Annotated in this window: 17 protein-coding genes; 13 read left to right on the forward strand and 4 right to left on the reverse strand. The window is 41.7% G+C overall.

All coding sequences use genetic code 11. From position 1 onward, the window contains the following. Positions 1-20: 20 nt before the first annotated feature. The 5 genes from mtnN (at position 21) to NIE32_RS05915 (ending at position 3,661) form a co-directional block, all read left to right on the forward strand. A complete protein-coding gene (mtnN, locus tag NIE32_RS05895) occupies positions 21-719 on the forward strand; it encodes a 5'-methylthioadenosine/S-adenosylhomocysteine nucleosidase (RefSeq protein WP_253053834.1) in 699 nt (232 codons plus the stop codon). Beyond that, positions 720-1,196 carry an S-ribosylhomocysteine lyase gene (locus tag NIE32_RS05900; RefSeq protein ID WP_253053836.1) on the forward strand — a complete coding sequence of 159 codons (477 nt, stop codon included), beginning with the start codon at positions 720-722 and terminating at the stop codon, positions 1,194-1,196. Between the two features lie 32 nt (positions 1,197-1,228). Further along, positions 1,229-2,143, forward strand: a complete 915-nt coding sequence (locus NIE32_RS05905; RefSeq protein WP_253053838.1) for a PLP-dependent cysteine synthase family protein — start codon at positions 1,229-1,231, stop codon at positions 2,141-2,143. 37 nt (positions 2,144-2,180) lie between these two features. Beyond that, entirely contained in the window at positions 2,181-3,314 is a 1,134-nt protein-coding gene (locus tag NIE32_RS05910; RefSeq protein WP_253053840.1) for a bifunctional cystathionine gamma-lyase/homocysteine desulfhydrase, read from the forward strand. Between the two features lie 125 nt (positions 3,315-3,439). After that, complete coding sequence (locus tag NIE32_RS05915; RefSeq protein WP_253053842.1) at positions 3,440-3,661, forward strand: YrhC family protein; 222 nt, start codon at positions 3,440-3,442, stop codon at positions 3,659-3,661. 195 nt (positions 3,662-3,856) lie between these two features. Here the strand turns inward: NIE32_RS05915 and NIE32_RS05920 are convergent, their stop codons facing one another. The 3 genes from NIE32_RS05920 to NIE32_RS05930 all read right to left on the reverse strand — a co-directional run bounded on the left by NIE32_RS05920 (position 3,857) and on the right by NIE32_RS05930 (position 5,259). Continuing rightward, on the reverse strand, positions 3,857-4,183 hold the full coding sequence (locus tag NIE32_RS05920) for an acylphosphatase (RefSeq protein ID WP_253053973.1): 327 nt from the start codon (positions 4,181-4,183) through the stop codon (positions 3,857-3,859). A 93-nt stretch (positions 4,184-4,276) separates the two neighbouring features. Beyond that, positions 4,277-4,978, reverse strand: coding sequence for an RNA polymerase sporulation sigma factor SigK (sigK, locus tag NIE32_RS05925; RefSeq protein WP_253053844.1), 702 nt, complete (start codon positions 4,976-4,978; stop codon positions 4,277-4,279). 110 nt (positions 4,979-5,088) lie between these two features. Continuing rightward, on the reverse strand, positions 5,089-5,259 hold the full coding sequence (locus tag NIE32_RS05930; RefSeq protein WP_253053975.1) for a sporulation histidine kinase inhibitor Sda: 171 nt from the start codon (positions 5,257-5,259) through the stop codon (positions 5,089-5,091). A gap of 599 nt (positions 5,260-5,858) precedes the next feature. On the opposite strand from NIE32_RS05930, the gene NIE32_RS05935 reads away from it, so the two are divergent. The 8 genes from NIE32_RS05935 (at position 5,859) to NIE32_RS05970 (ending at position 11,259) form a co-directional block, all read left to right on the forward strand. Next, on the forward strand, positions 5,859-6,374 hold the full coding sequence (locus NIE32_RS05935; RefSeq protein ID WP_253053846.1) for a YqeG family HAD IIIA-type phosphatase: 516 nt from the start codon (positions 5,859-5,861) through the stop codon (positions 6,372-6,374). A 3-nt stretch (positions 6,375-6,377) separates the two neighbouring features. After that, positions 6,378-7,475 (forward strand): ribosome biogenesis GTPase YqeH, encoded by a 1,098-nt coding sequence (gene yqeH / locus NIE32_RS05940; RefSeq protein ID WP_253053848.1) that lies wholly within the window; start codon positions 6,378-6,380, stop codon positions 7,473-7,475. A gap of 6 nt (positions 7,476-7,481) precedes the next feature. Next, entirely contained in the window at positions 7,482-8,318 is an 837-nt protein-coding gene (gene aroE / locus NIE32_RS05945; protein ID WP_253053850.1) for a shikimate dehydrogenase, read from the forward strand. A gap of 27 nt (positions 8,319-8,345) precedes the next feature. Continuing rightward, positions 8,346-8,642 (forward strand): ribosome assembly RNA-binding protein YhbY, encoded by a 297-nt coding sequence (gene yhbY, locus NIE32_RS05950; protein ID WP_253053852.1) that lies wholly within the window; start codon positions 8,346-8,348, stop codon positions 8,640-8,642. A gap of 10 nt (positions 8,643-8,652) precedes the next feature. Further along, entirely contained in the window at positions 8,653-9,231 is a 579-nt protein-coding gene (locus NIE32_RS05955; RefSeq protein ID WP_253053854.1) for a nicotinate-nucleotide adenylyltransferase, read from the forward strand. Beyond that, entirely contained in the window at positions 9,221-9,793 is a 573-nt protein-coding gene (gene yqeK, locus NIE32_RS05960; protein WP_253053856.1) for a bis(5'-nucleosyl)-tetraphosphatase (symmetrical) YqeK, read from the forward strand. The genes NIE32_RS05955 and yqeK overlap by 11 nt, the downstream gene beginning before the upstream one ends. Positions 9,794-9,815: 22 nt before the next feature. Next, on the forward strand, positions 9,816-10,169 hold the full coding sequence (rsfS, locus tag NIE32_RS05965) for a ribosome silencing factor (protein WP_253053858.1): 354 nt from the start codon (positions 9,816-9,818) through the stop codon (positions 10,167-10,169). A 121-nt stretch (positions 10,170-10,290) separates the two neighbouring features. Continuing rightward, positions 10,291-11,259 carry a DMT family transporter gene (locus NIE32_RS05970; RefSeq protein WP_253053860.1) on the forward strand — a complete coding sequence of 323 codons (969 nt, stop codon included), beginning with the start codon at positions 10,291-10,293 and terminating at the stop codon, positions 11,257-11,259. A gap of 362 nt (positions 11,260-11,621) precedes the next feature. On the opposite strand, the gene comER is transcribed toward NIE32_RS05970, so the two are convergent. Then, entirely contained in the window at positions 11,622-12,455 is an 834-nt protein-coding gene (comER, locus tag NIE32_RS05975) for a late competence protein ComER (RefSeq protein WP_253053862.1), read from the reverse strand. Positions 12,456-12,507 lie beyond the last annotated feature (52 nt).

Below are 12,507 nucleotides of genomic sequence, written 5' to 3' on the forward strand. Positions count from 1 at the left end.
TTTTTCAGGAGGATTCAGTTTTGACTATAGGAATCATCGGAGCCATGGAGGAAGAAGTTGCCCTACTTAAAGAACAAATGGGCGGAGTTAAGGAACAGGAAATTGCCGGGTGCCATTTTTACCAAGGAGAACTTCAAGGTTCAGATGTTGTTTTGCTACAGTCCGGCATTGGTAAGGTCAATGCCGCCATTGGAACAACCTTATTGATTGACCATTTTCATCCGGATCATGTGATCAATACAGGTTCTGCTGGCGGTACGAATCCTTCTTTAAACATAGGTGATGTTGTCCTTTCATCAGGTGTTCTTCATCATGATGCTGATGCAACTGCTTTTGGTTATGTTCTTGGGCAAATACCTGGAATGCCTGCGGTATTTTTACCAGAAGAGAATCTTATGAAAATAGCAGACCGCATTGCAAGTAAAGTCCTACAAGGTCATCAGATTGTTGAGGGATGGATCGGCACTGGAGATTCTTTCATGGCGGATGCAGAACGCATACAAGCACTGAAAGTCATATTCCCGAAAATGATGGCTGTTGAAATGGAAGCGGCCTCGATCGCTCAAGTATGTTATCAATTTAATGTACCATTCTTGATTGTTCGGTCGTTATCAGATATTGCAGGAAAGCAATCCAATATTTCCTTCGATCAATTTTTACAAACAGCAGCGAAACATTCAGCTGAATTTATTCTATCACTCATTAAGGAGATGGCTTAAATGACAGAACATAAGAAAATGAATGTTGAGAGTTTTAACCTGGATCATACAAAAGTGAAAGCACCTTATGTCCGTCTCGTGGGCGTGACAAAAGCGCCGCACGGAGATGAAATCTACAAATATGATGTCCGTTTTTGCCAGCCAAACGAGGAACATATGGAAATGCCCGCATTGCATTCTCTTGAACACTTAATGGCTGAGAACATTCGTAATCACATTGAAAATATATTCGATGTTGGTCCGATGGGCTGCCAGACAGGTTTTTATGTATCGATCATTGACAACAGCAGCTACGATGCAATCCTTGAGGCTCTTGAACGTACACTCAATGATGTTCTCAATGCGACCGAAGTGCCGGCTGCAAACTGCTACCAATGCGGTTGGGCAGCAAGTCATGATCTTGATGGCGCAAAGAAAATCGCAGAAAAAATGTTAGCACACAAGGCAGAGTGGAAAGAAGTTTATGCAGAAGCTTGAACATGCCTACGTATGACTAGAGGTGAAAGAGTGTGACTTTATACCAGAACGTTCATGAACTCGTTGGTTCGACTCCTCTCGTTGCTCTCCATGCTTTTCCGCTTCCAGAAGGTGTCCATTTATATGCAAAATGTGAGTACTTTAACCCTGGTGGTAGTGTAAAAGACCGGCTCGGTGAAAAAATAATACGAGAGGCTTTGGCAATGGGGAAGCTGAAGCCGGGAGGCACATTGATTGAACCAACTGCCGGAAACACAGGAATTGGTCTTGCTCTTGCGGCAGTGGGGAAAGGGATTCATGTACTCTTTTGCGTTCCTGAAAAATTCAGTATGGAAAAACAGATCCTGATGAGGGCTTTGGGTGCCCAAGTTGTAAATACGCCGACGGATCAAGGAATGGCAGGGGCAGTAGCCAAGGCGCGTCAATTGGAAAGGGAAATTAAGGGAAGTTATTGCCCAAACCAATTTGCAAATCCGGATAATCCCAGCGCCTATTTTGAAACGTTAGGTCCAGAGATTTGGGAGGATCTGAATGGAGCAGTGGATGTTCTTGTTGCCGGTGCTGGAACTGGCGGAACGTTTACAGGTACTGCTGAATTCTTGAAAAAGAAAAACCCAGAAGTGAAGACAATTGTTGTTGAGCCCGTTGGTTCGATTTTGAACGGAGGAAAGCCGTCATCCCATAGAACGGAAGGAATAGGGATGGAGTTTATTCCTACTTTTGTTAAAACCGAGTATTTTGATGAAATTTATACGATTAGTGATCAAGATGCGTTCCAACGATTAAAAGAAGCTGCCGAGCGAGAAGGACTGCTGATTGGCAGCTCGTCAGGATCTGCGTTGCACGCAGCTTTGCTCGAGGCTCAAAAATCAGCACCAGGCACGAATATTGTTGTTATTTTTCCTGATTCTAGCGAACGTTATTTGAGTGAAAATATCTATGATTAATAGTTACTTAATGATAAGAAAATAGGAGGACCTCATTTTGAGACCCAAAACACAAGTCATTCATGCAGGTATTTTTGGAGATGAAAACACAGGGAGTGTTTCTGTTCCCATTTATCAGACGAGCACATATAAACAAGAAGCGATTGGAAAAACGAAGGGATACGACTATTCACGTTCAGGAAATCCAACACGACACGCGTTGGAAATCCTGATTCAGGAACTTGAGCACGGCAAAGCAGGATTTGCATTTGGATCGGGAATGGCAGCTATTTCTTCGGTGCTTATGTTGCTTAATAGTGGCGATCACGTAGTCATCACAGATGATGTATATGGCGGAACGTTCCGTGTTGTGGATAAGGTATTTAATAGACTTGGAATCTCAGCAACATTTGTGGATACAAGCGATCCAGATCGAATTAAAAATGCAATCAAAGAGAATACCAAAGCTATATATCTAGAAACACCAACAAATCCTTTGCTTAAGATCACAGACATTCGTAAAGTGGCAGAACTCGCCCATCAGCATCAGTTACTGTTAATTGTTGACAATACTTTTGCTACGCCATATTGGCAGAATCCTCTTGATCTAGGTGCTGATATCGTTCTTCACAGCGCAACAAAATATATTGGCGGGCATAGTGATGTTGTTGCAGGTTTAGTTGTAGTCTCGTCAGAAGAACTGGCCGAAAAACTATATTTTATCCAAAACTCAGTCGGTGCAGTACCTGGTCCTCAAGACGCTTGGTTGCTTATTCGTGGGATTAAGACTTTAGCGCTGCGGATGGAACAAATAGAAAAGAACGCGGGCAAGATCGCTGACTATCTTTCAGCACATGCTAAGGTGAGGAAAGTATACTATCCCGGCCTAGCGAGTCATCCTGGTCATGAGGTCGCTGCAAAGCAAGCAGGCGGATTTGGTGGCATGATTTCATTTGATGTAGGGGATGAAGCAACGGTTAACCAGATCCTTTCAAAGACCAAGTATTTCACATTAGCTGAAAGTCTTGGTGCTGTTGAAAGCCTGATTTCCGTACCTGCAAAGATGACTCATGCATCAATACCAAAACCACGTCGGGATGAGCTCGGGATTACTGACGGATTGATCCGTTTGTCGATAGGAATTGAGGATGTCGAGGATTTAATCGAGGATTTGGAGCAAGCTTTAAGTTAAATTATAGATCGTTAAATTGTAGATTCAGAGCACTGCCGAATTCGGTGGTGTTTTTTTTGTCATAAACTACCTGAGAAACTTATTTTCATCTCATGTTATAGTAATCTAGTGACGGAGGGATGAGAATGGAAGAACAACAAAAAATGATTCTAGATAAGATCATGGATTGCCAGAGAATCGGTATGTTATGTCTTTTTTTAAGTACATTTCTCTATGCTGGGACACTAATTCCAAAATATAGTGAGATTCAATGGAAACTTGAGATTCTTTCTGGATCCAGTTTGATCTTTCTGATCGGCGCATGTGTATTTTACTGGCGATCATCAACACTTAGGACCAAATTATAATTTAATCTGGGAAAAAACCAATTGAATCTGGGGAAAACTATCAAACGTGAAAAACGTGCCTAATCCGAGAATTGAGAAAAAGTTTACGCTTGCTGCGTGCAATAATAGACAATGATAATAAATGAAAGTAAGAACCGCTGAACGATCACAGAATCGCTCAGCGGTATTATTTTTAAACCATCGATTTCAACAACGTTAATTTAATATCTTGAATAGGTGGTAATTCTTCGGCTCTGTATATTCATATATATCCACGTGTTTCACCCGTGAGAAGGGACTACCCTTTTTTATCGTTTTCACAAATTGGTTTATCTCGGTTTCTTCACCTTCTGCAGCAATTTCAACACTGCCGTCATCACGATTGCGTACCCATCCGGAAATACGGTATACATTGGCAGTTTGCCATGTGAAATAACGAAAACCAACGGCTTGTACTCTCCCCTCGACAATTAAGTGAAGGCTTTTAATTTTTTCAGGTTCGCCAAACAGGTTTAACCCTATTCTTTTGTCTGATTCGTCCATAATAATGCCTCGATTCTCATCCATATTCTGAACTTCTCTTCACTATGTTACCATTTATCAAACAGAGACGGTATGAGAATGCTTTACTAAAGATTACTGATTCGGTTTACGGTAAATCTCATTAAATAATTTCATCAAAGCACGTTTTTCGATACGTGAGACATAACTTCGCGAGATTGATAACTTTTTGGCAATTTCCCTTTGCGTCAATTCATTTTGATTATCCAGGCCAAATCGATCAATAATCACTTCTTTTTCACGAGGGTCGAGAACATGAAGCGCCCCATAGATCTTTTTTGATTCGATATTTAACGATATTTCGTCCACGATATCCTTATTTGTTGATTTAAGAATATCGATTAATGAAATCGTGTTTCCTTCTTTATCTTGACCAATAGGATCGTTAAGCGAAACATCTTTCCGTGTTTTCTTTAACCCTCTTAAGTGCATCAGTATTTCATTTTCGATACATCGAGCTGCATAGGTTGCGAGTTTCGTTCCTTTACCGGTTGAATAGCTGTTAATTGCTTTTATCAGGCCAATGGTTCCGATTGAGATTAAGTCATCTGTATCTTCTTTAGTATTCTCAAATTTCTTGACAATGTGAGCGACGAGCCGGAGATTGTGTTCGATTAGTTTATTCCGTGCATCATCGTCGCCTTCGGCCATTAATGTCAAGCACTGCGCTTCCTCCTCCTCAGAAAGAGGTTGAGGAAAAGCGTTATTTTTGACATAAGAGACAAGCAACCATACGTTTTTGAACAGATAAGCAAGTCCACCGACAATCGACAGCATGATCGACCACTCCTCAGGAGATCTGATTTTACCTTGCTGTCTTTTAGTTTATGGGCTTTTACCCTGTCCTGTGTCTGTCCCGATTGAAATAGTCGAAAGTTAGAACTTGATTAATTGTATGTTGAATAGCGTCGATAAAGATCAGCGGGCATGCCGTGCTTTGTGCACAAGCTTCTTCGCTCGATTTCTTTCTCTATAAGATGAATAAAATCTTCACTTAAGTGAATTTCCTTGGCTTTTGTATAAGATTCAATAAGCAGGTCGTCGGATAGTGTGTCCATTGTCAACCGTTTCCGGTCTCTCAACTCCTTTTTACATGTGACAGTCTACGTATTTACGTGATCGACTTTTCAAATGTAGACTGCGTTTAGCATCGTCTGTTCGCTAGTTACGACATCATTTGGTACATGATAATTCAAGCTCCTGCTTATTAGGATCAACTCCTTTCTTGAACTCCTGTGAATGAAGTCCATATTAACTGGGTCATCGGACTTCCATTCGAATTAATTTCAAAAATGGTTAAGTGATTTACAATAAATTCACTCTATCATGTTCAATGAATTTGGACAATTCACGTTTTATCCACAACGAAAGTGGATAAATTGTGCGTTTCGTGTGGGTAACTTTTTCAAACGTAGGATTTTATTGGGGATCAAAGTGAATAAGTTTATCCACACTATTTAGGCTGTCACTATTTGTCGAAATATTTAGGAACTAATCCATGATCATAGTTTATATTCTTGTCAATTTTTGTTTGTTTTACTATTTATCATGAAAATAATGAGGGTTTTGGTGGTTTGATCGATAAAAAAGATTTAGGGGTTGGTAAAAACGTCAACATGTGGGAAAATGTAAACAGAATATGAGGTGGCAAAATTCAGTGTTGAAAAATTTTTTACCTGATGAACATGTAGCAAGCATTCTAGATATTCAACCGAAAATGTTGAAAAAAAGAGGAATTAAAGCCCTGGTGACAGATTTGGATAATACACTCGTTGCCTGGGACGAGCCGGACATAACTCCTGAACTTGTATCTTGGTTTTCTTCAGTAAAAGATGCAGGTATTTCAGTCATGATTCTTTCGAACAATAATGAGAAACGTGTCAAACGATTTTCACACTCCGCTGACCTTCAGTACATCTTTCGGGCTCGAAAACCACTTCCCTTTGCCTTTATACGGGCAATGCGGATGATGAAGGTAAAAAAGGATGAATTGGTTGTGGTGGGCGATCAGCTGATGACAGATATTTGGGGGGGCAACTCGGCCGGTGCACGTACGATCTTGGTTACACCGATTGCTTCAACCGACGGATGGGGAACAAAAATGAATCGTTATTTAGAGCGAATGATCATGTCGCAAATGCGGCGTAAAGGTTGGATAAAATGGGAGGAATGACGCATGGATGAACACTATTGTGCAGGATGTGGTGTGAAAATACAGACAAGCGATGAACATGCACTGGGCTATGCGCCGAAAAGCGCACTTCAACATGATCCTGTTGTTTGTCAGCGCTGTTTCCGACTCACCCACTACAATGAGATTCAAGCGGTTTCGTTAACTGCCGATGATTTTCTCAGCATGCTTTCACGAATTGCTTCGCGTGATGCACTGGTTGTGTACCTCGTAGATCTATTCGATATTATGGGAAGCTGGGTAACCGGCCTGCAGCGATTTGTCGGCAATAATCCAATACTATTGGTTGGAAATAAAAGGGATCTCTTTCCTAAGTCAACAAATGATCATAAGTTAATGTCTTGGTTACGCCGATCTGCTCATGAACAAGGACTTAAACCTGTAGATGTTCTCCTTATGAGCGCGGGTAAAAATCATGGTATTGAAGAAGTCGCAGTAAATATTGATCATTATCGGAATGGCCGTGATGTCTATGTTGTCGGTGCGACAAATGTTGGAAAGTCAACGTTTATTAACCATTTGATTCGTCAGGCTGGTGAGGATGCGGTCATTACGACGTCGCGGTTCCCAGGGACAACACTTGATTTCATTGAGATTCCACTGGAGGATGGTTGTTCACTTTTTGACACGCCAGGGGTTGTCAATGCACATCAAGTCGCCCATTTTATTGAGACACGTGACTACAAAAAGATCATGCCAACCAAAGAGGTCAAACCCAAGGTGTTTCAGCTTAATGAAAAACAAACACTGTTCTTAGGAGGGGTGGCGCGCGTCGATTATGAGGGGCCTTCAAAGCGATCCCTGATTGCCTATGTAGCAAGTTCTTTACTCATTCATCGTACCAAGACGGAACAGGCTGACGACCTTTACGCTCGGCAACTTGGTCATTTACTTGCTCCTCCAAGTGAGGGCGTACGCCTTCCTGAAATGGTACGCTTTGATTTTCGAACTGAGGAAACGGACTCAGATGTTGTTTTTTCCGGCTTAGGCTGGATAACCATCAAAGGTAGAGGGGCAAGAATTTCAGCATATGCACCAAAAGGAATTGGCGTTTCGCTGCGTCCATCCATAATTAAGGGGTAGTGCGCAATGGAAGAAAAGTATGGCCTTCTTGGTGAGCCGATTGAGCATAGTCTCTCCCCGGCTATGCACAATCTATGGTTTAAGGAAACAGTGATTTCGGGTCACTACACAGCTTATTCCGTACCAAAACCAAACCTTGCGAGAACAGTTGATCAATTAAGAACGCTGGGTATCAAAGGCTTTAACGTCACTTTTCCGCATAAAACAGCAATTATTCCTATGCTTGATGAAGTTAGAGGAACGGCTGGATCAATTGGTGCCGTAAATACCGTAATCCAAACAGATGGACAGCTAATCGGGTATAATACAGATGGTCTTGGTTTCTATGAAGGACTCCGTGCTCATTTTCCTTTACTTGTGAAGCAACAGCCATCAGTATTAATCATTGGTGCCGGAGGGGCTGCCCGATCGGTAGCGCTCGTGTTGGCTCAGAAATTTGAAACAAGAGTGGACATCACAAATCGAACTTTTTCTAAAGCGGTTTTTTTAAGTGAAGCATGCCGTCGTTTCTGTACTTCTGATGCGTTAACTTTTCAACAGGCAGAAGAGGACATCGGACGCTATCAAATGGTGATTAATACAACATCGATAGGTTTGAACCCGAGCGCAGACCAGCACTTGTTCCGTATTGACGGGGCAGCCCCGAATACATTATTTGCAGATCTTATTTATCAACCTTATCGAACGGCATTTCTACAGGAGGCTGAGCGGAAGGGTTATCCGGTAATGAATGGGCTCCCAATGCTGGTGTTTCAAGGGGCACTTGCATTTGAACGATGGACAGGCATTCATCCAGATGGCAAGAAAATGGAAGATTATTTACTGCACACGTATTTATCTTGAGTGAATAATAAAGGAGCAATGCACTTTATGTTAAGCAACAATCAAAAAAAATATTTAAAGAAATTGGCACATCCACTAAAACCTGTTTTTCAAGTTGGTAAAATAGGGGTGCACGATCAGTTTATTGATGAGATTGATCACGTTTTAGAAAAGAGAGAGCTTATTAAAATCCAATTTTTGCAGAATACATTTGAAGATCCGGCTGCAGCAGGAGAAGAAATATGTGCACGTACAAAAGCAGAACTTGTACAAGTCATTGGTCATACTGCAGTGTTGTTCAGACGTTCTAAAGAACACAAACGGATTGAACTTCCGAAAAAGTAGGGCTTTGACCATGAGTAGAATTGGAGTATTTGGCGGAACATTTGATCCGCCGCACCTGATGCATTTGCTGATCGCCCAAGAGGCATTAGAAGCCTGCAAACTCGATCAAGTATGGTTTTTGCCAAGCTATCAGCCGCCTCATGTTCAAGGAAAACAGGCGCATACAAGTGCCCAACACCGTTTAGAGATGGTTGAGTTAGCGATTCGGGATAATCATCATTTTGTGGTGAGTGATCTTGAACTCAAACGGAAAGGAAAGTCATATACGTTTGACACCTTTCATGAACTGAAAGAGATCTATCCGAATGATCACTTTTATTTCATACTAGGGGCAGACATGGTTGATGATCTTCCTACATGGCATCGTATAGAAGAATTGTGCGAACTGACCTCTTTCATCGCATTTAAACGTCCAGGGTATGCGGAAACACATCCTGACTTTGCTGATGTACGCTATATTGACATGCCGAAAGTTGACTTGTCGTCTAGCTTTTTGCGAGCGCGTTTGAAACAAGGGCGGTCGTGCCGATATTTTCTTAGCGATGTGGTGATAAACTACATAAAGGAGCGACGACTTTATGAAGATTAATGAAGCGGAACAAGCGATTAAAGCGATTCTTCCGGAAAAGAGATTTCGTCATTCGGTTGGTGTATCGGAAACAGCCGGGCGTTTGGCGGAAATGTACGGAGCAAATAAGGAAAAAGCAGAGCTTGCAGGTATGCTGCATGATATTGTTAAATATTTTTCCGATGATGAATTGAAGACAATAATTTTGCGCAAACCAGGAACATGGAGCGACAGTCTTGATTATTCGGATAAACTCTGGCATGCTCCGGCGGGTGCCATTTATATTGAAGAAACATATGGGATCAAAGATCCGGAAATTTTAAATGCAGTGATTTATCACACCACCGGGCGCAAACAAATGACGTTGCTGGAAAAGATTGTATTCTTGGCGGATTATATTGAACCTGGTCGAGATTTTCCAGGAGTGGATGAGGTTCGGGAAGCTGCCGAACGTGACCTTAATCTGGCGGTCTTTCTAGAATTACAAAAGACCATTATCTATCTGTTATCCAAGAGTCAGAGTGTCTATCCGAAGACCTTTGAAGCATATAATGATCTCGTACAACAACAAAAGAACAAATAAGAAAATTCAATGAGGTGACTGAATGAACAGTGAGGAATGGGTGAAGTATCTGGCGGAGGCCGCCGATGATAAAAAGGCTCAGGATCTTGTGATGCTGAAAATGCAAGGTATATCCATCATGGCTGATTACTTTATCATCTGTCATGGTGATTCGGAAAAACAAGTACAGGCTATTTCGATGGCCCTTCGCAAAGCTGCAGATGAGAAGGGAGTCACGATTCATCGGATGGAAGGATACGATCAGGCACGTTGGGTTTTGATTGATCTTGGGGATGTTGTTGCCCACGTTTTCCACAAAGATGAACGGGATTACTATCAATTAGAAAAATTATGGGGAGATGCCCCATTATATACATTAGAAAAAAAACCCCTTTAAATGATGAATCATTATGATGTGGTGGAGATCAATTTCTCTCCACCTTTTCTATTGCATAAACTTTTTATGTTTTCTGAACAAAGGATCATTGAACGGCGGTTATCGTTAGGAGGAGACGTGTTTGAAAGCAATTGTACTTGGCGTGTTCGCTGCCTTTTTCTTTGCAGCAGCATTTATTTTTAATCGATCAATGGAATTATCCGGAGGGAGCTGGATTTGGAGCGGATCTCTACGTTATTTTTTTATGTTGCCGTTTCTAGCTTTGCTTGTCATTATACGCGGCAATTTATTGCCTTTATTGCGCGTAATGAAATTGGATTGGTGGCGATGGATACTATGGAGTTCTGTTGGATTCGGATTATTTTATGCCCCGTTATGTTATGCTGCCAGCTTTGCTCCGGGTTGGCTGATCGCCGGAACTTGGCAATTCACGATTATTGCCGGTTCACTGCTCGCACCGCTCTTTTATGAAACAGTTCAAACAACAACAGGAGAGATGAAGGTTAGAGGAAAGATCCCGATAAAGGGCCTTTTCTTGTCGTCAATCATTCTTATTGGCATTGGTCTCCTTCAAGTGGAACAAATGAACAGTCTCTCACTACGCCATGCTCTTCTAGCGGTTGGCCCGGTAGTGGTTGCCGCATTTGCTTATCCATTAGGCAATAGGAAGATGATGGATGTATGTGGGGGGAAGTTAGATACCTATCAGCGTGTATTTGGGATGACCCTTGCAAGTATGCCATTTTGGATCATTCTTGCACTATATGGCATCTTCACTGTTGGTAAACCAAGCCAGACACAGGTGGTTCAATCATTCATTGTTGCAATCAGCTCAGGCGTCATTGCAACGATACTTTTTTTCTATGCGACTGATTTAGTTAGGGGGAATATGCAAAAGCTGGCAACAGTAGAAGCAACACAATCGATGGAAGTTTTGTTTACGGTATTGGGTGAGCTTGTACTCCTGTCAGCACCCCTGCCTTCTATACTTTCTTGGACAGGCATGCTGATCATCATGGTTGGAATGATCTTACACAGTCTCTTGTCTCAATCTGATTCCAAACCTGTTGAAAAATCAGAGGGTGTATAAATAAAAATAAGTGAAGTACTGATCCGAACGACGTGATGGTCTACAAATCGTTTGGATCTTTTTTTCGTACGAAAAGAAACATTCATGTCCCCGCTCGCAAGAAAATTTAAAATGCTAAATCGACGTATCAAAGGATAAGGCGTGTTGATTAAAATGCAGCAAAGATGCGAGACTCCTGTAAAAAACGCATTCGGAGCGTCATCAAAAACAGGCATGGGTAAAGATCAGGTGCTATTTGTCCGGTTTTACTTATTGTTAGCTTCATCAGTATTAAAAAGGAAAACGTGAAATGAAAATTTATTTACAGCAGGAACATAGCGGAATCTGTCGAATTAAATTATTATCGATCTGTCTTTGCCTGCTTATTTGTTTAGATCCTCATTGAACAGCGCATCTGCAGCCTGTTGGTCTTCTTTGAATTTTTTCTGTGTTTCTAAAAACAACTTTTCGAATGCCCCATTATTTGCCTCTTCCAAGACTGATAGTCCAACGCCCGTTATGCCACCTTTTACAGTAACCTTTTCCTCTAATTGCTTTAATGTAAAGATTTGTTCCTCAAGTAACTTGCCGATTCCTGAAACCATTTCCGTAGTCAGTTGTGTGGCCTGTTTTTTTGAAATTGATGTACTCATGACCGCTCCATCAATCATTTTCTGCAACAAATAAGAAAGAAAAGCCGGACCACAACTAGAGAGGTCTGAAGCAACCCGTATATTCTCTTCATCAATTTCAATGGGGTGTGAAAATTGTGAGAGTATGGCCCACAATTTACTCTTCTGTAGATCAGTCATGCTTGATCCAAACGTAACGAGGGTGCTGCCTGAAAGACTCTGATTCACAATGCTGGGAATCACACGAACGACTTGGCATGGAATCAGACTCTCCAGTTGACGCACGCTAATTGGGCTGGTGATTGATATGGCGATTTGATTTGGATGCCAATCACTGCGCAGGGACTTCAAGAGGGGATGAAACTGCGCAGGTTTCACACACAGAAAGACAATATCAGCGTGTTGCAGCACTTCTTTTGGTGTTGAATAAACCTTTAGTTTCCGGTGCTTTTTTGCCAAATCAACTGCCTTCTGTTTTGTCCGGTTTGTAACAGATATGCATCGTGGTTTTGCAGCTTTACTTTTTACTAGTGCATCAACAATTAGCGTTCCCATATTCCCTGTCCCAATCAAACCAATTCTCATTGTCCTTCACCTCAAATTCACTTCATATCCCTTTGAACTCTATGTCCGCACT

The sequence above is a fragment of the Sporolactobacillus kofuensis genome, assembly GCF_024125425.1.
GTDB lineage: Bacteria > Bacillota > Bacilli > Bacillales > Sporolactobacillaceae > Sporolactobacillus > Sporolactobacillus kofuensis.